The 21072-nt window shown below is 42.4% G+C and carries 18 protein-coding genes; 5 read left to right on the forward strand and 13 right to left on the reverse strand.

Annotated elements, in window-relative coordinates; genetic code table 11:
* Window positions 1–78: 78 nt before the first annotated feature.
* Complete coding sequence (locus G3R48_RS00925) at window positions 79–627, forward strand: sigma-70 family RNA polymerase sigma factor (protein WP_153662091.1); 549 nt, start codon at window positions 79–81, stop codon at window positions 625–627.
* Window positions 624–1436 (forward strand): hypothetical protein, encoded by an 813-nt coding sequence (locus G3R48_RS00930; protein ID WP_153661147.1) that lies wholly within the window; start codon window positions 624–626, stop codon window positions 1434–1436. The genes G3R48_RS00925 and G3R48_RS00930 overlap by 4 nt, the downstream gene beginning before the upstream one ends.
* A 160-nt stretch (window positions 1437–1596) precedes the next feature.
* On the opposite strand, the gene G3R48_RS00935 is transcribed toward G3R48_RS00930, so the two are convergent.
* From G3R48_RS00935 to G3R48_RS00945, 3 genes are all read right to left on the reverse strand, one after another.
* Window positions 1597–3138 (reverse strand): MFS transporter, encoded by a 1542-nt coding sequence (locus tag G3R48_RS00935; protein WP_153661145.1) that lies wholly within the window; start codon window positions 3136–3138, stop codon window positions 1597–1599.
* Window positions 3139–3522: 384 nt separating this feature from the next.
* Window positions 3523–4212 carry an LrgB family protein gene (locus G3R48_RS00940; RefSeq protein ID WP_153661143.1) on the reverse strand — a complete coding sequence of 230 codons (690 nt, stop codon included), beginning with the start codon at window positions 4210–4212 and terminating at the stop codon, window positions 3523–3525.
* Window positions 4212–4646: a CidA/LrgA family protein gene (locus G3R48_RS00945; RefSeq protein WP_153661141.1), complete on the reverse strand. Its 435-nt coding sequence runs from the start codon at window positions 4644–4646 to the stop codon at window positions 4212–4214. The genes G3R48_RS00940 and G3R48_RS00945 overlap by 1 nt, the downstream gene beginning before the upstream one ends.
* 174 nt (window positions 4647–4820) lie before the next feature.
* On the opposite strand from G3R48_RS00945, the gene G3R48_RS00950 reads away from it, so the two are divergent.
* Window positions 4821–5726 carry a LysR family transcriptional regulator gene (locus tag G3R48_RS00950; protein ID WP_153661139.1) on the forward strand — a complete coding sequence of 302 codons (906 nt, stop codon included), beginning with the start codon at window positions 4821–4823 and terminating at the stop codon, window positions 5724–5726.
* A 262-nt stretch (window positions 5727–5988) separates the two neighbouring features.
* Here G3R48_RS00950 and G3R48_RS00955 read toward each other — a convergent pair whose 3' ends face one another.
* The 4 genes from G3R48_RS00955 to pepA all read right to left on the reverse strand — a co-directional run bounded on the left by G3R48_RS00955 (window position 5989) and on the right by pepA (window position 13238).
* Window positions 5989–7581: a CAP domain-containing protein gene (locus G3R48_RS00955; protein WP_153661137.1), complete on the reverse strand. Its 1593-nt coding sequence runs from the start codon at window positions 7579–7581 to the stop codon at window positions 5989–5991.
* A gap of 489 nt (window positions 7582–8070) precedes the next feature.
* Complete coding sequence (locus G3R48_RS00960; protein ID WP_153661135.1) at window positions 8071–10971, reverse strand: valine--tRNA ligase; 2901 nt, start codon at window positions 10969–10971, stop codon at window positions 8071–8073.
* A gap of 30 nt (window positions 10972–11001) precedes the next feature.
* Window positions 11002–11448, reverse strand: coding sequence for a DNA polymerase III subunit chi (locus G3R48_RS00965; protein ID WP_153661133.1), 447 nt, complete (start codon window positions 11446–11448; stop codon window positions 11002–11004).
* A gap of 281 nt (window positions 11449–11729) precedes the next feature.
* A complete protein-coding gene (gene pepA, locus G3R48_RS00970; RefSeq protein ID WP_153661131.1) occupies window positions 11730–13238 on the reverse strand; it encodes a leucyl aminopeptidase in 1509 nt (502 codons plus the stop codon).
* Between the two features lie 276 nt (window positions 13239–13514).
* On the opposite strand from pepA, the gene lptF reads away from it, so the two are divergent.
* Window positions 13515–14630, forward strand: coding sequence for an LPS export ABC transporter permease LptF (gene lptF / locus G3R48_RS00975; protein ID WP_212593167.1), 1116 nt, complete (start codon window positions 13515–13517; stop codon window positions 14628–14630).
* The gene (gene lptG, locus G3R48_RS00980) at window positions 14630–15685 is read left to right on the forward strand and encodes an LPS export ABC transporter permease LptG (protein ID WP_153661129.1); all 1056 of its coding nucleotides are present in this window, start codon (window positions 14630–14632) and stop codon (window positions 15683–15685) included. Before lptF ends, lptG begins: the two co-directional genes overlap by 1 nt.
* A gap of 427 nt (window positions 15686–16112) precedes the next feature.
* On the opposite strand, the gene G3R48_RS00985 is transcribed toward lptG, so the two are convergent.
* From G3R48_RS00985 to G3R48_RS01010, 6 genes are all read right to left on the reverse strand, one after another.
* Entirely contained in the window at window positions 16113–16622 is a 510-nt protein-coding gene (locus G3R48_RS00985) for an RDD family protein (RefSeq protein ID WP_153661127.1), read from the reverse strand.
* Window positions 16623–16656: 34 nt separating this feature from the next.
* Complete coding sequence (locus G3R48_RS00990; RefSeq protein ID WP_153661125.1) at window positions 16657–16914, reverse strand: DUF2960 domain-containing protein; 258 nt, start codon at window positions 16912–16914, stop codon at window positions 16657–16659.
* Between the two features lie 142 nt (window positions 16915–17056).
* Window positions 17057–18562, reverse strand: coding sequence for a Na+/H+ antiporter NhaC family protein (locus tag G3R48_RS00995; RefSeq protein WP_153661123.1), 1506 nt, complete (start codon window positions 18560–18562; stop codon window positions 17057–17059).
* A gap of 307 nt (window positions 18563–18869) precedes the next feature.
* Window positions 18870–19454 carry a GNAT family N-acetyltransferase gene (locus tag G3R48_RS01000; RefSeq protein WP_153661122.1) on the reverse strand — a complete coding sequence of 195 codons (585 nt, stop codon included), beginning with the start codon at window positions 19452–19454 and terminating at the stop codon, window positions 18870–18872.
* Between the two features lie 22 nt (window positions 19455–19476).
* Window positions 19477–20121, reverse strand: a complete 645-nt coding sequence (locus G3R48_RS01005) for a DUF2913 family protein (protein WP_153661120.1) — start codon at window positions 20119–20121, stop codon at window positions 19477–19479.
* Between the two features lie 214 nt (window positions 20122–20335).
* Window positions 20336–20971 carry a peroxiredoxin-like family protein gene (locus tag G3R48_RS01010; protein WP_153661119.1) on the reverse strand — a complete coding sequence of 212 codons (636 nt, stop codon included), beginning with the start codon at window positions 20969–20971 and terminating at the stop codon, window positions 20336–20338.
* Window positions 20972–21072 lie beyond the last annotated feature (101 nt).

Below are 21072 nucleotides of genomic sequence, written 5' to 3' on the forward strand. Positions count from 1 at the left end.
AGAAGGTGAGTTTAATGAGGACATGCCGTGTCGCAACCAGAAGATGAATCAATATTAGCCACCTCAGATGAAGGTTTGATGCTAGCGTATCAAGCTGGGAACATAATGGCTTTTGAGCAGCTTTACCAAAAACATAAAGCGCCATTGTATCGTTTTTTTGTTCGTCAATTAAGTGACCAACAATTAGCGCAAGATTTATATCAAGATACTTGGAGTAAGGTGATTAAAGCGACGGCGCAATATCAAGTTAAAGCCAAGTTTACTACGTGGTTATATAAGATTGCCCATAACCTTATCATTGACCATGTGCGGGCGGTGAAACCACTGGATTTAGCCGCAAAATCCGATAATGAAACTGAACTTGTGAACGTTGCTGCGCCTTTTCAACGTGCACCAGAGCAGTTGATGCAACAGCAGCAACAGCAACAAGACATGCAGCGTTGTATTGCCAAATTACCCGCAGTGCAAAAAGAAGCGTTGTTATTGAATATTGAATTAGGCTTAACCGCAGCTAACATCAGCGAAATTGCTGGCGTGACCCTTGAAGCCACCAAGAGCCGGATCCGTTATGCCTATCAAAACATTAAGGCATGTATTGCAATTAAATGGCAGGAGACGGGTTCATGAGTCAGCAACACCCCCCAATAGATGACGAAGCTTTTGAAAAATTGCAAGCTGAACTGCGTGAACAATATCGCCAGCAAGCAATAGAACAACCACCAGAAGCAATTGATAAAGCGATATTAGCGTTGGCGAAACAGCGCCATACTTGCCAAACAAAGCAGCCAACGCTTAGCGCCTGGAAGCAACATCAATTGGCGATAGCTAGCGCAGCATCGATTACCCTTGTTGCTGGATTACTATATTTTTCACCAGAATTATTGCATCAAATACAGCCCCATAAATCCGCTTTGCAGTTAAGCTTAAGCGATTCAACTTCCGCTGAAAAATTGGCGCAATCAAGCGCCGATAATGTACTTACAGATGCTGACTCTAGCGTTAATACTATCGACACGACCGCGCTCAGTCGTTCATCGACGGCAACTGAAATAGGGATAAGCCGTATGGCGAGTACTGCGACAGCATCCAAGCACACAGCACAGTTGCAACCTGAACACGCCAATGAGTTAAACGCAGATTCTTCATTAAACGATACCAGCAATGATCCGCTAGCTATCAACGCTCACTCTCAGCGAGGCAGTCGAGCCCAATTGTCCGCGTCCAGTGATATTATTAATAAACGGCCCAAAACGGTTGAGCTTGATACAGCCGAAAATGCAGTGGTGAAATTAACTGAGCACCTGGAAAAAGGGCAGTTGCCTCAAGCAAGGTTGTTGCTTAAAGAGATTGAACAACGTTTTCCAGAGTTAAATAACACCAAGCATCCGTTGTATGAGAAATTTATCCAGCTAAAACAGCAGTTAACTAGTCAATAAGCGTAGGGACGGATAGGTTTTAGTAGGGGAAGATAGGCTTGAGATTCGACTTAAAACCACTTCGTACTATGAATCTGGTTGTGAGATGGAGTTTGAGTGTATTAGTGATAAAGGTTTAGGCTGCGATGTCAGTTTCACTGCAGCCTAAACCATATTGATATTATGCTAGTGCTTGACGCTGCATACGCAGTAACCATTTGCCGTAAATGTAGATACCCACAGCAGAAATAATTCCAATTGCGCCGATGATATACCAAGCCATGCCAATATCGTTGGCTTGATAAAGCATGTGTGTCAACTGTTGTGCTTCCATTCCTGTTACTTCAACTAAGTGGGTAAATGCTTCACCTTGTGGTATCGCATCAACTTGCGCCTGAGTTAAGCCGTTAGTTAATAACTCATTACGTGAAATCACTTCTTTTGAGGCGTACATTTGGTAAAGCTTTGGTGCAAAGTAGCCTTCTAAAGTCCAACCAATCCCTTGTGGCAGCATTACAAAGCCAAGATACATGGCTTTTTTGCCTTCAGGGGCAATGTTACCCATAAACTCATTCTTTTTAGGGCTGATCATCATTTCACCTAAAGAGAACATCGCAATAGCCAATACAATCATCCATGCGGCATTAAAAAAACCAACCAACATAATAGCGGCAATACTTAAAATACAGCCCACTAACATTGCAGTCGTAATGCGATATTTAGCCGTAAATGCCGCGACTAAGAAACACGTGGTCATAATCATTCCCGCGTTTAGGTTTAACATGCCCTCAGGCATAACCTTGGTTCCTTCATTATTTAATCCTAGCCAGAATTGTAAAATACCACTACTGGTGCCTTCTGGACCAAATAAGGTGGTGACAATAATACTGGTGTCTACCCACTCTGCAATGTGGATAGGCAATACATCAAACAGTGAGTTGAATAAGAACCAAAAGCCTGCAAATACCAACATATAGTAAATGACCACCGGCTTTTTAAGTTCAGTTAACGCATCTTTCCATAACGCTTGTTGATGAATTTCCCCATTTTTAATTTTACGATTTCGCTCAATACGTGCTTCTTTGCCTGGTTCCTTATAGGCAAGTAAGAATAAGAAATTTAACGAGATAATCGCGGCGCAGGCATAAAAAACGTTATCCCAAGAAAGCTGACGCATATGCACAGCCACTAATGGCCCTAAGAATCCACCAATATTAACCACTTGATAGAAGATCCCCCAAGCCATAGAGGTGTTTTCTCGACGAGTTGAGAGTACTAACGTGCCTTGAATACCGGGTTTAAAGATACCAGTACCTGCGGCAAGGAACATCGCACCAATTAAGAATCCCCAAAAACTTGGGAATAACGCCATGGTTAGATAGCCTATTATCTTAATAATGGTTGATGCAAAAATGGTTTCTTTATAACCCACACGGTCGGAAACACCACCGGTGAATACTGGAATAAAGGTTTGTAACATTGCCCATACAGCAAGAATAATACCGTAATCATGTAAATTAATACCAAGACCACCTTCAGATGCAGGCGTATTGGCATATAAACCGGCACTGGCTTTTACGCCATAATAAGCAATACGCTCAACCAGTTCCATACCGCCTACTAACCAGAAAATATAGCCTAAGCTGGTAATGGAGGCCCACATCCCCAGCTGTTTGACCTCACGCAAATCATTTTTGGCGTGAGTGATGTTTGACTCGCTCATGTGTTTCCTTCCAAGTTTGTTTATATTTTTATATGTATGCGTGTGTAATTGGTGTAAATGCGATGATTTTGCAGGTAAATCGTCAACGAAACGCTACCAATATGTTGCAGCAGCCGACACTTTACCTAAATTATCAATAAACACCAATGCGCGGGTCGCACTTTGGCGATATTCAAATGTAATAGGGACGATTATTGGTAACTAAGTATGTCGGTATATTGGGGGAAAAGAGTACAAACGAAAGGACGATCAATTAACGCTGAAACAAAAGAGGGGGAATAATTCACCCTCGCGATGAGTCATGAGGGATTGACTGGGGTGAATTATGTGAAAACGCCATGGAGCTAATGATTAAGGAAGGGGCGATGACATCGCCAAGTCACATTAATGAATAAGGGCGGCAAATGTGGGGGCTAAAATGACCATTGCAACGCCAGTAAATATCATAGTTAAGCTAGCGATAACGCCTTCTTGGCGGCCTATTTCGGTGGCTTTTGCCGCACCTGCACCGTGGGCTGAAGCACCGAGCGCCATTCCTTTAGCTACTGAGCTTTTAATTTTAGCCACTTTAAATAACGGTTCACAAATGAGCATTCCCATCACACCTGTTAATAGCACTAGCATTGCAGTGAGTCCCGGTACACCGCCAAAAGCGGGAGTGGCTTCAATGGCAAAAGGTGTTGAAACTGAACGTACCATTAAACTGTTAGATAATTCCGCAGGCATGGCGGTGAAATAAGTGACTAACCAAGATGAGCCTAATCCCAGTAAAAGCCCAACCACCACACCCACAGTTAAGGTGATAGGGTATTGCTTAATGAGGTTGCGTTCTCGGTAAATAGGGACGGCAAACGCAATGGTGGCAGGGGCTAATAATGCCGCTAACCAATGGGTGTAAGTGAAGTAGCCAGCCAATGGAATATGCAGTGAGGCGACAACGGCTAATATGACCACGGGGGCGGCAATAATAGGCGCAAACCAGACTTTGCGGTGACGTCGATAAAGTATTTTACTGCTGTAATACCCTGCTAAGGTTAATAATAAACAAAAGATCCCCAACCCAGAAATATTCATTATATGGCTCCTTGAAGTTGTTTCTTAGCTCGGTATTGATGCTCAAACTTGAATAACCGGTCAACGGTAAAGGCGGTGCCCAGTAATACAATGGTGCTGGCAATGAGCATTGAACTTAATAACACTGTGCCAAAATGCTCAAGAATGTCTTGGTATTTAATGACCGAAACAACTGGAGGAATAAAGAATAGTAATAAGTCGCTAATTAACCAAGTAGCGCCGTTATTAACCATTTTTTCAGGGACTAACTTCATTGATAGTAAGATTAGTAATACTGCTAACCCGATGACACTTCCGGGAATAGGCGAGTTAAGCTTGATTGCAACGATATGACATGCCCATGAAAAAATACAAAATAAACATACTTGGGTAAATTTAATGGTTGAGTTTTTAATTCTAACGCTTGGGGTTGGCTTGGTTAATGTGGTTGTCATATTCTTCCTAAAATTACTTAATGCGGTGTTCAGATACGCGGATAGACTGCGGTGATGCATAGGTCTTGTTGTCACGGTTACTGCGCTTTTGTTTCAATGAAGTCAGTTTACACTTGCATATTAGATAAAAAAAATGAATATTATTAATTCAATCTATAACTTTTGGTTATTCAAATGAATCTTAAAGCACTTCACCACTTTATTCATGTCGTTGATGCGGGGGGGTTTGCCAAAGCAAGCAAGGTAGCATTTTTAACCCAACCGGCGTTATCAAAGTCGATAAGCTTGTTGGAGGGCGAACTTGAAATGGTGTTATTAGAACGTGGTAAGCGTGGCACGCAAGTGAAAATGACCGCCGCAGGCGAAATTGTATATCGTTATGCGCAATCTTTGCTTAGTGGCCGAAAACAAATGCTGCGCGAGCTAGACTCGTTACGTAATCTCGACAGTGGCACATTGCGCCTTGGTTTAGCTCCACTTGGCAGTGCGGAGTTATTCGCACCTGCCATTGCTAAATTCAGGCAAATGCACCCCAAGGTTGAACTACAGTTATTAGTACGCGGTGGTGTAGAGCAAACGTTGGCGTTACAAAAAGATGAAATTGAACTGGCCACTGGGATTATTGATTTTAATGATGAGTTTGATGGCTTAAGAGTCCGTGAAGAACCTATGGTCGTGGTATTGCCTAAAACGCATCCATTGTCGACTAAAAATGAACTGCATTTGTATGACATCAAACCGCAAGCTCAGGTGATGTTTGAACGGGAATATACCTTGTATGAAATGGTATTAGATGCCTGTGAAAAAGCCGGTGTTGGGCCAACAGAAATTACCCGTGTGAGTCATGCCGATTTTGGTATTGCTTTAGTCGCTGCGGGGACTGGGATTATGATCTTGCCGCAAATTATTGCTGAGCGATATCGGGTTGACGCTGTCGTCAATGTGCCGTTATCAACAGATGATTTAGTGTGGGAGTTGTCATTATTTTGGAATAAAAATAAACCGTTATCGTTTGCTGCTAAAGCCATGGCAAGTTTAATCAACGAACATTTATTTAGCGAACCTTTAAAGGTGAGTTGATAAAAAAGGGTTGCCAATTGGCAACCCTTTTTTGTTAGCATCGTTCAAAGTTCAAAGTTCAAAGTTCAAAGTTCAAAGTTCAAAGTTCAAAGTTCAAAGTTCAAAGTTCAAAGCCTAATGTGTCAACATCAACCATCAGAAAACTGAAGTGGTTAATTTAAAACCTATCATCCTTAACCGTGCCTATGAGCTTGATAGCTTCAACTTATAAGATATTGATATCGTTACGAATCAGCTAGATACATCTTCATTCACGACAAGATTAACGTAGGTTTTCTGTCCAGTAATCAAGTTTGTTTTCAGTATCGAGTAACCATGCAACACCAAATTCATTATAATTTTTACCCATAACATTTTGGCAATGTCCAGGGTGTCCAGCCCAGCTGTTTTGACCTGCGTTATTCACTTTTCCGTCAGTGCGAGGGCTGGTATAACCAAAGATAGGCGTAATGGCGGAAGTGGTACCAATTACAAATGCATTTTGTGCCATGTTATGGGTTTCCCAATGACCTTGGCCTTTCGCTTTTTGTAGTAGTACATTATCCATTGCTGCTGTAGCAACCTCATTGTTCCAAGCAAGTGGCGCAACAGGAGCAAAGACACCAGCTTGGAATCCATCATGGCCATCACAGTAACGTGCAACTGAACGGGCACAGTTCATGGCAATGACTGATTGTGCTTGAATGGTCGCGGTGCTGCCATCAGTTGGAATGTTGACAATGTTACACCACTTCACGCTTGCAGGTGTTGACGCACCTGGCACACCACCAAAAACAGTACCTGCTAATAAACTGCTTTGATCTAAGCTTTTGTATTCAATTAACTCGCTTTGTACCCCTGCAAAATTAAACTCAGCTTGTTGGGTTTGCTTATTTAGGGTTAATAAACTTGGGTTTGCTTTCGCCGCTTTTTGAATAGTATCAGCTTGCATTTTTGCCCATGCAGCACCGAAGTGTTTACCTAGGTCGGCAAGTTTATTGGCAACTAATAACTCACTACTATCAAATGTAGTGTCAGCGGTATTTGGCGCAGATACGGTGACATCACCTTGGGCAATGCCAAGTTGGTCATTAATGGCCATATTGTGGAAGCTAAAGCTAGCAATGACTTGTGTGGAACACTGGTTTTGTGGGAAAAGGTATTTATATTCAGTAATTGTCCCGTCAGCTGTTAAGCCGGCACTATTGCGAGTCAGTGTCACGCCGTTAGTTGCTGTTTTATAACAATGCCAGTTATCAACTAACCCTGCGCCATTTAAAAACACAATGCTGCTTTGGTCAAAGTTAACGATACCATTAAAGTCATTGCCAGATGTCGGTGCTAATGAATCAGGAGTCAGTGGCATATTGTTTTGGCCACCTGAGTTAATTGTTTTACCGTTAGCGACAGATTTAAATGTTTTTAACACATGCATTAAGCGATCGGCATAAGTGAGATCAGCGATGGTTGTCGATGGGGATTGTGTGACAGCCGGAGGTAATTGCTGACCGCTGATGCTTTTGCCGTATTTACCCGTTACTGATTTTACTGGTGGCAGTTTTTGGCCACTAATACTTTTGCCATAATGTCCGGTGATTGTTTTATCTGTCTTTGGAGGTAGTTGTTGACCGTTGATGCCTTTACCATATTTTCCGGTAATTTGTTTTACTTCTGCAGGCTTTTCTAATGGCGCTAATTGTTTAGCAAGATCTTTATGGTCAACTTTAACTGATTCAATCGCTTTATCTATATCACTATCAGTACTACCACAGCCACTTAATAACACGGTGCTACCTAACGCTAAGGTAACGGCGGCAAGCTTTAAACTCGGCGCTTTTACACTAAGCAATTTCAACACATTTGCATTTTTCATCATCGTTATTACCTTTCATGAATATGCCTGCAATATAACAAACTATTTTCACAGCGCGAGTGGCGGGGTTGTAAGCAGGCTATTGTGCTGTGAAATTTGTTAACGTAATGACTTGATAAAGTGAAATTAACCCGCTTAAAAAAAAGACGCGATCTGTGTTGATTTTACTGTGCTATTGTATGTTTTTTTTGAGTTAATTGTGGGTTTGCGTTATTACTATGTTGGTTGCTGGTTGTATTTTGTTGGTGTAATTGTTGGGTATTTTGGGGTGGCAGCTATTGCTTGGGTAAATGTAAAATAAAAGTTAACTTGAACAGCTTAAATAAAATTAATCTAACAAGCGTATTTAGCAAATAAAATGTGATCTAGATCGGCTTTGTTATTTCTATAAAAACAATAAAGGCAACCGCTATAGTTGCCTTTATTTTTGTGTTTTAGTGACCTCATATCGCCTGTGGTTAGACTAACTTCAGCGAATCACGGTTACTTAATTTAAGCCTCTAGTTTTGCTAACTCAGCTTTTTGTTCAGTAAGCTTGTCAATGTCACGTTGGAACTCAGCTTGTTTAGCGCGCTCTTTGTCGATGACAGCTGCTGGCGCTTTAGCCACAAAGCCTTGATTAGACAGTTTGCCTTCAATGCGACGTGTTTCGTTAAGCAGCTTTTCAAGTTGTTTATCGATACGCGCCATTTCAGCTGCAACGTCAATTAATCCAGCCATTGGAATTAATAGCTCCATGTCACCAATAATTTGGGTGGTAGACATTGGGGCGTTGTCATCTTCAGCCAGAATCGTCATAGACTCAAGCTTTGCTAATGTTTTAAAGAACGTTTGGTTAGCTTCAATACGGGCTTTATCTTGTGTGCTTACGCCGCGAAGCAGCGCATTAAGTGGTTTAGATGGTGCAATATTTAGCTCGGCGCGAATATTACGAACCGCAGTAATGACTTGCTTCACCCACTCAAGGTCGGCCATCGCTTGTGTATCGACAAGCTCAACGTCATAAGTTGGGAATGCGGCCAGCATTAAGGTTTCACCTTCAACACCTGCAAGTGGTTTCACACGCTGCCAAATGGTTTCAGTAATGTATGGCATGATTGGGTGCATTAAACGCTGCATCTTCTCAAGTACCGTTACTAAGGTATGACGAGTGCCGCGCTGCTGCGCTTGCGTGCCGTTTTGTAATACCGGTTTGGTGAGCTCTAAATACCAGTCACAGAATTGGTTCCATGTGAATTCGTATAAGGTATTGGCTGCAAGGTCAAAACGGTATGCTTGCATATGATCATCGAATGTTTTAACGGTTTGGTTAAATAATCCAATGATCCAACGGTCAGCTAACGATAACTGCATTTCGCCGCCATTTTGGCCGCAATCTAATGCTTCGCCTACAGCGTCATCTGCCGCACCTTCCACTTGTTTTTCGGTGTTCATTAGCACATAACGTGAAGCATTCCATAACTTGTTACAGAAGCTGCGGTAACCGTCTAGACGCTTCATGTCCCAATTGATATCGCGCCCTGTTGATGCCATTGCAGCTAGCGTAAAGCGCAGTGCATCGGTGCCATGGGCTTCAATGCCATCGCTAAATTCTTTACGAGTGCTTTTTTCAATTTTTGCGGCCATTTTAGGCTGCATCATATTACCAGTGCGTTTTTCAACTAATGACTCAAGGTCGATACCATCAATCATATCGAGAGGATCAAGCACGTTACCTTTAGATTTTGACATCTTATTACCCGCTTCATCACGGATAAGGCCGGTAACGTACACGGTTTTAAATGGCACTTGTGGTTTGCCGTCTTCATCTTTAATGAAGTGCATGGTCATCATGATCATGCGCGCAACCCAGAAGAAGATGATGTCAAAACCCGTCACTAATACATCAGTAGGATGGAATGTTTTTAAATCTTCTAAGTTATCTGGCCAACCTAATGTTGAGAATGTCCATAAAGCCGAGCTAAACCAAGTGTCCAATACGTCGTCATCTTGACGTAATACAATGCTGTCATCTAACTGATGCTTGCTGCGTACTTCCGCTTCGTTACGACCAACGTAAACTTTACCGTTTTGGTCATACCATGCTGGAATACGATGTCCCCACCAAAGTTGGCGCGAAATACACCAGTCGTTGATGTCACGCATCCACGAGTAGTACATGTTTTCGTATTGTTGTGGGACAAATTTAATTTCGCCATTTTCAACGGCTTCTAAAGCGGTTTTCGCCATCGGAGCAACAGCAACATACCATTGATCTGTCAACAGTGGTTCAATTACCACACCACTGCGATCGCCATAAGGAACTTTTAAGCCGTGTGGGACGATTTTTTCAAGTAAACCTAATGTTTCAAATTCTTCGACAATCGCGGTTCTGGCTTTAAAGCGATCTAAACCGACATAACGTTCTGGTAAGGCGATTTCGATATCTTTATTTGGTGTGCCATCGGTGTTAATCACTTCAACGAATGCGCGAACTGCCGCTTCAAGAGTGAAGATATTATACATTGGCAAGGCGTGACGTTTACCCACTTCATAGTCGTTAAAGTCATGTGCGGGGGTGATTTTTACACAACCTGTACCAAATTCCATGTCGACATAATCGTCGGCCACAATTGGAATTAGGCGATTAACAATAGGCAATAACACATGTTTGCCAACTAATGATTGGTAGCGCTCGTCATCAGGGTGAACGGCTACGGCGCTGTCACCTAACATGGTTTCAGGACGCGTGGTGGCAATTTCTAAGTAGTCTTTACCGTCTGCAGTTAATGCGCCTTCAGCTAATGGGAAGCGGAAGTGCCACATGCTGCCTTGCTTTTCTTTGTTCTCAACTTCAAGATCAGAGATAGCGGTTTGTAATTTACAGTCCCAGTTTACGAGGCGTTTACCACGGTAAATGAGGTCGTCTTCATAAAGGCGCACAAACACTTCTTGAACGGCTTTTGATAAGCCTTCGTCCATGGTGAAACGCTCACGATCCCAATCGACTGATGCGCCCATGCGACGAAGCTGTTTGGTGATAGTGCCACCAGATTGTGCTTTCCAATCCCAGATTTTGTCAATGAACTTGTCGCGGCCTAAGTCGTGACGAGTTTTGCCTTCTTCGGCCTCAAGCTTGCGTTCAACCAACATTTGGGTAGCAATACCTGCGTGGTCGGTACCGACTTGCCATAACGTGTTTTTTCCTTTCATGCGCTGGTAACGCGTAAGGGCATCCATAATGGTGTCTTGGAATGCATGACCCATGTGCAGGCTACCTGTCACATTAGGTGGTGGGATCATAAGGCTGTAATTGCCTTTAGATTGATCACCGTGCGGCTTGAAATAACCTTGCTCTTCCCAATTTTGGTACAGAGCTTGTTCTATCGACTTAGGATTGTATGTTTTTTCCATGGGAGCGTATTTTCTTAATCAAAAAATGGGTTAAACGGCAAGAGGCTGCGTACTCACTTGCATGCCAAGTTGTTGGTATTGGCGATAACGTTGGCGAGCGTGTTGCTTGAGTGCATGGTCTTGCGCGACAAAATCAATAATATGAGGCAAGTTTACCGCAAATTGGGGCACTTGGTCTGCAAGATTAATCAGTAGTTGACGACTTTTATTCGGGCCAACAGGATCAAAACCAATTTCTACTGGAGAACCGGTATATAAACCTTCACCTTTTAGGTTATGCGGGACAAAACTGCTGGGCTCAAATTGCCATAACAGTTCATCAATTGCATGAGCCTGTTGTTTGTCTTTGCAATGAATATAAACCCATTGTTGTTGACGGTAATGCTGCTCAGCCAGCTGACAGGCAGCCAAATACAAGTCATCTATTGCTGATGATTGTATTGATTCAGGCATGAGAAAAAACTGGGCTTGAGGCATTGAAAGACAAAGGTAATTAATTGAAGTCGAATTTTATACTAAAACGGGTCATTGACGCTAGTCAGTGTCAGGTTGCGATAGCACAAAGCATAAATAAATCTGCTAATCGCTGCCATTAACGGTTAACTGGCTTTTAATTTGCGGGTTTGGTTATGTTTGAGCAACAAAAAAGGTGAAGCCGCGGCTTCACCTTTTTAATGTGTTTGTTGCAAATGGATTTGCTAACTATTTACCAATGCGTTAACGATAGTCTCGGTAAATAGCGTAACGTTAGCGTGCGCTTACTCGCTGGTTTCTACACCTGATTTATTAATCATAAACTGAGTTAATAATGGTACTGGACGACCAGTCGAGCCTTTATTGGCACCACTATTCCAAGCCGTACCTGCTACATCAATGTGGGCCCAGTTGTACTTTTTAGCAAAGCGAGATAAGAAACAAGCTGCAGTAATTGAGCCTGCTGGACGGCCACCTAAATTGGTCATGTCAGCAAAAGGGCTATCAAGCATGTCTTGGTACTCGTCCCATAAAGGCATACGCCATGCGCGATCACCACTTTGCTCGCCAGCATTAAGTAACTCATGTGCTAGTGGGTTGTGCGAGCTAAATAAACCTGAAGCGTGTTTACCTAAAGCAATCACACAGGCACCGGTTAACGTTGCGGTGTCGATAACAAGTTCGGGATCAAAACGCTCAACGTAAGTCAGTACATCACATAATACTAAGCGGCCTTCAGCGTCGGTATTTAATACTTCTACCGTTTGGCCTGACATGGTTGTCAGTATATCTCCTGGACGATAAGCATTACCTGATGGCATGTTTTCGCAACCCGCTAATACACCAATGACATTAATGGGTAAGTTCATGGCACATAGTGCTTTCATTGTGCCAATAACACCAGCTGCACCGCCCATGTCGTATTTCATTTCATCCATGGCTTCGCCCGGTTTTAACGAAATACCGCCTGAATCAAAGGTTAACCCTTTACCCACAATAACAAGTGGTTTTTCAGTGCTATCCACCGCACCTTGATAGTTCATGATAGTCATGATGGATTCATTGCTGCTGGCACGACCTACAGCAAGGTAGGAATTCATTCCCAACTTAGCCATTTGCTCTTCACCTACGGTAGTCACCGTTAGGTTTTCGTGCACTTCACCCATTTGACGAGCTTGAGAGGCTAAATAAGCTGGGTTACAGATATTAGGTGGCATATTGGCAACATCACGACATAAGTTCATGCCTTGTGATACTGCAAAACCATGTTCAATGGCGCGTTCACCAATAGTAAGCTCGCGGCGAGTAGGTACATTGAATACCATTTTGCGCAGCGGACGACGAGTTTCGTCTTTACGGCTTTTAAGTGCATTAAAGGTATAAAGGGTATTTTGAGTGCTTTCTATCGCTTGACGCACTTTCCAGTACGTATCACGACCTTTAACGTGTAATTCAGTTAAAAAACAAACGGCTTCCATTGAACCTGTTTCATTTAACGTATTAATGGTTTTTGTGATAATTTGTTTGTATTGGCGTTCATCTAGTTCTCGTTCTTTGCCGCAACCCACTAACAATACACGTTCACTTAATACATTTGGAACATGGTGAAGCAACAACATTTGCCCTGGTTTTCCTTCTAAATCACCACGACGAAGTAAGTTACTGATATAGCCTTCACTGATTTTATCTAATTGCTCTGCTATCCCTGATAAACGGCGAGGTTCGTATACACCTACAACGATACATGCTGAACGTTGTTTTTCAGGGCTGCCACTCTTTACGCTAAACTCCATGAGCACTCCTAGATTATTAAAGACAAACTTTTATATTTATAAGATAATGTTTCAATTGGGCGATTTCGCCGTCAAGAATAACGTAAAGGTGATAAACTTCTGTTATTCATTATGAGTAAAACGCGTTTTGTTATGGTTATCGCGCGTCTCAAATGAATGATTTTAATCACCTTCCTAATTGGTTATAAAATTATCAAAACTGTTAAAAGTAGTCAGTTTACATGAAAGATAGTCTGTTACCAGTAAAAAGATAAGTTTAGCTCCCGGATCCTACTTGTGATTGTATTTAGATATTTAATTGGTGAAGTTTTAAAGGCGCAATTTGCCGTATTAATAGTGTTGTTAACTATTTTTATTAGCCAGCAGTTTGTCCGAGTCTTAGCAGATGCGTCTAATGGCGCTTTTCCTGCTTCATTGGTGTTAACGTTGTTAGCACTAAACCTGCCTAAGTTGACTGTTTTAGTCCTGCCTCTGAGCTTTTTTCTTGGTATTTTGCTCGCGCATGGTCGCATGTATGCTGAAAATGAAATGGTGGTTTTACACGGAGTTGGGGTGTCCGAGTGGTACGTTACCCGTGTGACCTTGTTACTCGGGATTGCTAATTTTGTGTTTACCGCATTCCTTGCTTTACAGGTGAGCCCTTGGGCAGAGGAACATCAAAACCAAGTGCTTGAAAAAGCGCAGTCTGAAGCGGGACTTGCAGCCTTAGTGCAAGGTCGATTCCAAACCAGTCCTAATGGTCGAGCGGTATTGTTTGTTGAGAAAATTGATAAAGACAACAAATTAAATAAAGTGTTTGTGGCGCAGCTACCAGACCCTGATGCTGATACCGGTGTCACCAATGTCGTGGTCGCTAAAAGTGGCCAAGTGATTGAAGATGAATTTGGAAGCCAGTCGTTACAACTGAATAAGGGGATTCGTTATCAAGGTAGCCCTAAAACCCCAGACTATCAGGTGATTGAGTTTGGTGGTTATCAAATGGAAATTAAAGAGCAAGAAGTCGATGAGCGTCGTCGTCGTTTATCTGCTTTGCCTCTTAATGAACTGATTAAAACCAAAGGCCCTGAAGCCGTAGCGGAGTTCCATTGGCGTATCGCGATTCCCATTGCGATACCGTTATTGACGTTAATCGCTGTCCCTCTGGCGCGCGTGAACGTTCGACAAGGCAAGTTTGCCAAAATTTTTCCGGCTATTTTATTGTACCTTGGTTATTTTGGTTTAATGGTTGCCGGACGCAAAGCCCTCGAAGATGAGGTGCTCCCCGCTTTCTTAGGTATGTGGTGGATACATTTGAGCGCCTTAGTGTTAGGGATAATACTGTTAAGTAAAGAGCGCCCAATAGCGGGACGACTTTTCAATGGCTTTAAACGTAAGAAGCAGGTGAATGCGTAATGATTATTGATTTTTATATTGCGCGTATCATTATGAGTACCTCAGCACTCACATTGCTGATTTTAACGGGGTTGTCTGGGATCATTAAATGGGTTGACCAGTTACGATTGGTTGGCCGCGGCGCTTACACCATGCTTGATGCTGGTGTCTATGTGCTGTTTTTAATTCCTCGTGATATTGAGATGTTCTTCCCAATGGCGGTGCTGCTTGGTGCGTTAATTGGTATGGGCATGCTGGCCTCAAACTCTGAATTAGTGGTTATGCAAGCCTCTGGCATGTCACGATTACAAATCACTCAGTCGGCGATGAAAACCGCTATTCCATTGATGATCATGGTGATGGTCTTAGGTGAGTGGGGCGCGCCAGTGTCTGAGCGGGTTGCCAAAGAAATGCAGGCAACTAAGATCTCTGGTGGTAATTTAATTGCCTCGCACCGCGGGGTATGGGCAAGAGACGGTGATATGTTCGTCAATATTGGTGAAGTACAAGACACCAGTAAATTAAACAATATTACTTTTTACCAGTTTGATGATGATCTTGCGCTTATTCGTATGAGTCATGCCGCTAGTGCACAATATACTGGCGATGGTTGGAAATTGTCTCAAGTGCAATCAACCAAAGTCGGTAAAGATAAAATTACTCCATCTTTTAAAGATTCTGACATGTGGCATTCAACCTTAACCCCAGACAAGTTAAGTGTGGTTTCTGTTAAGCCTGAAGGATTATCTATTCAAGGGTTATTAGGCTACTTAGATTATTTAAAAATTAATAACCAAGATGCCAGCCGTTATGAATTAGCGTTATGGCGTAAGATTATGCAGCCCGTGACGGTGGCGGTAATGATGTTAGTGGCTTTGTCTTTTGTGTTCGGGCCGTTAAGAACCGTGACCATGGGCGCAAGAATATTATTGGGTGTGGTTGCCGGATTTAGCTTTTATATTAGTAGCCAGATATTTGGCCCTATGAGCATTGTGTATCAATTACCTGCGTTTGTGGGGGCCGTTGCGCCAAGCATCTTGTTTACGGCGATTGCGATTTACTTTATTCGTAAATAGCATCACATCGATGACATCGTAAACAATGCACATCGTGTTTGGCTATAGCGATAAAATCAGCGAATGGTTTGGCTCAGTATTTGGGTTTAGTTATTTTGATTGAGTCACTTGATTTACGGGTGAAATAGCAGCGTCAGATGGAACTAAATCGTCGATTATGTTGACGATAAAAGCGTGGCAGAAGCGATTAATCCTCTTAATATCATAGGATTGTAACCACAAAAAAAGAACGCCTGTCGGCGTTCTTTTTTGTGTTCGGCATTTATTGCACCAAAGCGTTAATGGCTTATTTCATCAACTTAATGTTGGCTTGCTTGCTCGTTTAGCCACTTAGATAGTTAGCTAGCCATTTTCTGTCTTTGTGCCTAGCTGACGAGGAGTATGTGTTGATCTTGGCGACAATTGATTGCTTAACATAGCGTGTTAATTATGCACCATGCCAATTACGCATTTGGTTAGCTTCCACTGATAGTACGACAACTTCAGTACGAGTGAGCTTATCTTGCAAGCCTAACTTTTCACTATTGAGTAAAATATAAAGGTTACTGAGCCCTAATAATGACCAAACAACTCTAGCACTAGCGGTAATAAAACTGAGGTTTTGTCCATTAGGGTGCTGGACTTTAAGACGCCAAGCGCGCATGCCTAAAGTTTGCCCACCACGACTCCAAAACAATGCGTAAAAGCCGCCAACACAGCTAACCAACCAAAACTTATATATGCCAGCGTAAAGCGGGGTGTTATTTAGAGAGTCAGAAATGTGTTCAAAACCGTTTAACGATACGAGGTTGGCAGTAAATAACGCATAGAAAATACCAAAACCGATAGCACCGGCACAAACATACACCGCGACAGCAAGGAAAAGGTCATAAACCATCGCGCCTAATCTTCTTACAAAGCTGGCACGAGGAAAGTTAGCGTGTTCTGTATTTATCATTATTATATCTCAACAGGTCAGTGCTAGCGATAGATTAGGGTTGTTCGTCGTCCTCGCGGACAAATTTAATACTTGAGAAACCAAAACGGGCAAACTCAGAACGACGAAAGTCTTTTTCTGCTTTAGCGCCTTTTTTAGAGGTCATGGCAATTTGCGCTTCCATTTGTAAGAAACGAGTCAGATCAATGCCTTCGGCCTCTGCCGCAGCTTCGTACAAGTCATGATGTATATCATAACTAAATGCAATGGTTTTGGTTTGGCCTTTAAATGTGTAAATGACTTGGCGTGCCATGAATGTTCCTAGTTTGGGTTCAGTAAAGGTCGCTGCCACTACTGAAATAACGGGTGTGTTAATTGTCCCATGATCCAAGCATTTGACCAATCTCTTTTCGTCATCAGTTGGCTTATCTTATATGCGCACATTTAATTGAAGATTAACTGAGTGTCTTGGTACTTAAAAGGTGCCTTTTTTGTAATAAAGCCATTAATCCGCCTGCCAATATTAACGTGCTGATTAATGCCACAATAGGCGGAAGGTGAAGGTTAATCATTTGAAATCCGACGAGGGTGCTTGTTGCGGCGATTAACGCAAAAGGTAGCTGAGTAATGACATGTTCATGGGGTGCACAACCCGAACTCGTCGCACTAAGGACGCTGGTGTCTGATATTGGCGAGCAATGGTCGCCAAACACCGAGCCAGACATCACCGCACTTAATACTGGTAATAATAAATTAATGTCTACTGCCGAGGCTATTTGAGCCCCAAGCGGGATCATTATCGCAAAGGTGCCCCAACTTGAACCGGTCGTAAATGCCATTAATGCGCACAATAAAAAGGCCCCTGCGACTAACATATTTTGTGATAAAAACAGCGTTGCCCAACTGGCGAGTAATTTACCCACACCGAGGTCGTTTATCACCGCACCAATTAACCAAGTGCACAGTAAAATCATAACCGCAAAGCTAATTACCTGAACGCCGCTTTTCATGTCTTTTAGCAGTGCAATACTGCTGCGACCGCCATATTTGAGCATTAAAATAGTGATAATTGTGGCTAGCAAACAGGCGTTTTTCATTGCATTGCCAATATCTGCGGCACCAAGCCATTGGCTGATTTGCATACTGTGTGATTGAGTGATTCCTGAGTATAAGGTAAAGCCAATTGAACCGATAAGTAGGCTGAGCATCGGTATACCCAATAACCACGGGTTACCCGTTGCAACATCAGTTTTAGTCACAGGTTGCTTGTTAGGTTTAATGGCTTGTTTTCGAGTGGGTTTAGCGCTAAAACCAATGCCAAACCATGCTACTAGTAACGATAAAAATAACACCGTAATGGAATAAAAGTTTAACGTCGCAATTTGGATAAAGGCTTCCAGTGGCGATGTCGGTAAAAAGGTGATGGTGGCTAAAATAGCCATAACATAAGGCCCCCAACTGGAAAAGGGCAGTAATGCACATAACGGCGAGGCATTAGAGTCAACAAGGTAAGCAATTTGCGCTTTAGTTAGTTGATAACGCTCACTTAATGGCTGACAAACATGGCCAACGGTTAAGCAGCTAAAAATACCGTCGATAAACACAATCCAACCCAATACCACAACACCTAATCGGGCTTGCCTATCGCTTTTTATTCGAAGATAAAGCCAATCAGCGAAGGCTTTGACTGCACCGCCGCGGGTAAGTAACTGGGTCATCACTCCCAGTAAAATCATTGCCGCGAGAATATTTAAATGCCACGCTTGCCATTGTCCTTGGGCGTAAAACTGTTCAGTGATGGCGCTAACAAGGTATTTGCCGCTATCAATTAGATGAAACTGGTTGACGATAATACTGCCAGATAAAATGCCCACACTCAGGGCAAGTAGCGTGTGTCTTACGATTAACGCTAAGGTTAATGTCAGTAATAGTGGCAGTAAAATTAAAATATGCTCAAGCATCAATAACATGACTCTTTTTTGAAAAACCTTGCTAACTCATCGAACAATAGAGCTAAGCCGTTAAGGCTAAACATCATATTCTTTCTTAAGCACAATGTCGCTTAAGTTTCTGTATGAGCTTGGTGATAATGTGAGTTAAGCAATACTCGCTATGCTGGGGCCGAAATATAGTATGAGAAATATGTTATAAGGAATATGAATCAAAGGTAATGATTGAGTTTGATGTCGCAGTGTGTAGTGCAGCCTTTCAGTTAATTTTTTTACTAGGATAATCAGGCTTTATATCGATTTCGTTAGCCTAAATGCGTCAGTTAGCTTTAATCATATACTGGCTATTAGCAGGGTAACTTTCTAGTGATTGTTGTAATGTATCAGGATTATTCTTAGCAAGAATAAAGCCCTGTTTTTGCCAAAAAGCCTGCGCAGTGGGTAACGATATTAATGCGATGGCAGCATGTGATAACGCCTGAGGCTGAACAGTTAAGTGTGAAAATAACTGCTTAGCCAACCCTTGATGTTGAAAGGCACGGTTAACGGCAAGGTCGTGAATATACAAGCAAGACTCTTTTTTCGCTTGAGGGTTATTATGCAATGGTGTTGCGCGTGATTTTGTTTGTAATCCTGCTTGAGTGGCTTGAGTGGCTTGAGTGGCTTGAGTGGCTTGAGTTATTTGCTCTACATGCAATTTAGGTGCAGTAAATAATGGCCGTGGATGCGCTAAAACATAGGCGGCAATTTGCTGATTAATGACGACAACTAAGCAGGTTTGCGGACTCAATTGAACCTTAGCCTGTAAAACCTGCTGTGACTCTATAGTCCCTTTCCCATAACAACTGGCTTGAATGGTCATAATATTTGGCCAGTCAGTTGTTGTTATTGGGCGGATATCCATTTGTTGACCTGTGGTCGCTATTTTATGCGTCAAAAGGGGTGAGCAAACATAATTGTGTGAGCTGATTGGCAACACCTATTTGATAGGCTTTATGATGTTTAATCAACGACGCTTTTTTATTGCCGGGCGTTAAAATAATGCCGTGTTGTAATGCTTGCTGGCCTAACTGTGTTTCATTGCCTCGGGCATACAAGGTGATGGGGCTGATTAACTCTCCAGCTTGAATATTTGCCTCAAGTTCATCAACTGACACCACAATACTTGCAGCGCCATTGCTTGCCAATTTGAGTTTGGCATTAATACTGGCGTCATCTACTACCAACCAATCTAACTCATCAAGGGCGGTGAGTAACTGTTGTAATTTATCCCCAAGCGCATCTGGATATTGCTTGGCAATGGTGTAGTGATGAACAATGGAGCTTAATAATTGTGGCAATTGCGCGCCAGCACCTTGGCTGCGAGCGTTGCGGATCCATTCATTTAAATTGTCAGCCACTAACTTATCAAAGCGTTTTAGTTTTAATGACTCAACCATCCAACTGCACAGGTAATGGCTTTGCTGCGCTGGTGTGCGTGGTGATTGAAATTGTGCTGACCATTGGTTGAGTGCGTTTAATCCTGCTTGAGCTAACTCAAGAATGGCTTGATTGTATGTTGGGGCTGTCATTGATGCTGCTTATCCACAAAAGTCATTTAAAAATGCAGTCGCCATCATAATCTATTTTAGCGAATAACCGCTAACTAAGATGGTGTGATCATGAGGTTTATCCGCCTTTAAGGTATTTGGCACAAGGCGGGGGGAAATGGCTAACGTAAAAAAGGCGCTGCAATATATTGCAGCGCCTAGAGTCACTTTAAAATTTGGTAAAAAACAGCGGAGCTTATTGGTTAACGACCAATTTTGCTGCTGTCATAATTAACTCAGAAGCAGGGCGAACCTTGTAGTTTGGATTGGCATATTGAAAGTGGATTAACCCTTGTTTGTCACTGATGTATATTGCCGGAACGGGTAACACTAAACGTTTTTCACCACTTGGGGTAGTATTGAGTGGATTTTTTACCGCTAATTTAGCTTGATACATGTCAGTCACTTTTTGACTGGTATAAAAGGCTAATCCAAATGCTTTAGCGGCATTTAAGTGTTCGTCAGACAATAAAACGTAATCTAATTTGTTGTCATTCATTGACGCTTGCAGCTTTGCTGGTGAGTCAGGTGAAATGCCCACCAGTTGCACGCCCATTTCAATAAGTTTTGGTTCAATCGCTTTTAACTGACCCATTTGGATATTACAAAATGGGCACCATCCGCCACGATAAAAGAAGAAAATTGTCGGTTTAGACTCTACCAGTTTGAGTAAGTTAACTGGCTTACCGTTAACATCTGATAAGGTGACATCGGGAATAGAGTGACCATTAAGCAATGGGGAGATATTATTTTCGTCTGCAGCAATGGGTTTTGCAGTGGCTGTGACACTCACCAGAGTTAATGCAATGGTCATCAGTAGCGGTTTTAACATGGTAAATCCTTTTGTTAGATAATAAATGCTATTTTGAGATTGACTAAGACCTGCTTTTTCACGAAAAAATTTCAATAAAAAAGGCACCTTAAGTGCCTTTG

Source organism: Shewanella intestini (assembly GCF_018221465.1).
GTDB lineage: Bacteria > Pseudomonadota > Gammaproteobacteria > Enterobacterales > Shewanellaceae > Shewanella > Shewanella intestini.

Excerpts from the sequence above, each read along its gene's own strand:
- G3R48_RS00990 (WP_153661125.1), bottom strand. The coding sequence starts at position 16,914 with ATGGCACGCCAAGTCATTTACACATTTAAAGGCCAAACCAAAACCATT.
- G3R48_RS00985 (WP_153661127.1), bottom strand. The coding sequence starts at position 16,622 with ATGATAAATACAGAACACGCTAACTTTCCTCGTGCCAGCTTTGTAAGA.
- G3R48_RS00925 (WP_153662091.1), top strand. The coding sequence starts at position 79 with ATGCTAGCGTATCAAGCTGGGAACATAATGGCTTTTGAGCAGCTTTAC.
- G3R48_RS00935 (WP_153661145.1), bottom strand. The coding sequence starts at position 3,138 with ATGAGCGAGTCAAACATCACTCACGCCAAAAATGATTTGCGTGAGGTC.
- G3R48_RS00955 (WP_153661137.1), bottom strand. The coding sequence starts at position 7,581 with ATGATGAAAAATGCAAATGTGTTGAAATTGCTTAGTGTAAAAGCGCCG.
- G3R48_RS01010 (WP_153661119.1), bottom strand. The coding sequence starts at position 20,971 with ATGTTAAAACCGCTACTGATGACCATTGCATTAACTCTGGTGAGTGTC.
- G3R48_RS00950 (WP_153661139.1), top strand. The coding sequence starts at position 4,821 with ATGAATCTTAAAGCACTTCACCACTTTATTCATGTCGTTGATGCGGGG.
- G3R48_RS00940 (WP_153661143.1), bottom strand. The coding sequence starts at position 4,212 with ATGAATATTTCTGGGTTGGGGATCTTTTGTTTATTATTAACCTTAGCA.
- G3R48_RS00995 (WP_153661123.1), bottom strand. The coding sequence starts at position 18,562 with ATGCTTGAGCATATTTTAATTTTACTGCCACTATTACTGACATTAACC.
- G3R48_RS00965 (WP_153661133.1), bottom strand. The coding sequence starts at position 11,448 with ATGCCTCAAGCCCAGTTTTTTCTCATGCCTGAATCAATACAATCATCA.
- G3R48_RS00945 (WP_153661141.1), bottom strand. The coding sequence starts at position 4,646 with ATGACAACCACATTAACCAAGCCAACCCCAAGCGTTAGAATTAAAAAC.
- G3R48_RS01005 (WP_153661120.1), bottom strand. The coding sequence starts at position 20,121 with ATGACAGCCCCAACATACAATCAAGCCATTCTTGAGTTAGCTCAAGCA.
- G3R48_RS00960 (WP_153661135.1), bottom strand. The coding sequence starts at position 10,971 with ATGGAAAAAACATACAATCCTAAGTCGATAGAACAAGCTCTGTACCAA.
- G3R48_RS00930 (WP_153661147.1), top strand. The coding sequence starts at position 624 with ATGAGTCAGCAACACCCCCCAATAGATGACGAAGCTTTTGAAAAATTG.
- lptG (WP_153661129.1), top strand. The coding sequence starts at position 14,630 with ATGATTATTGATTTTTATATTGCGCGTATCATTATGAGTACCTCAGCA.
- G3R48_RS01000 (WP_153661122.1), bottom strand. The coding sequence starts at position 19,454 with ATGGATATCCGCCCAATAACAACAACTGACTGGCCAAATATTATGACC.
- pepA (WP_153661131.1), bottom strand. The coding sequence starts at position 13,238 with ATGGAGTTTAGCGTAAAGAGTGGCAGCCCTGAAAAACAACGTTCAGCA.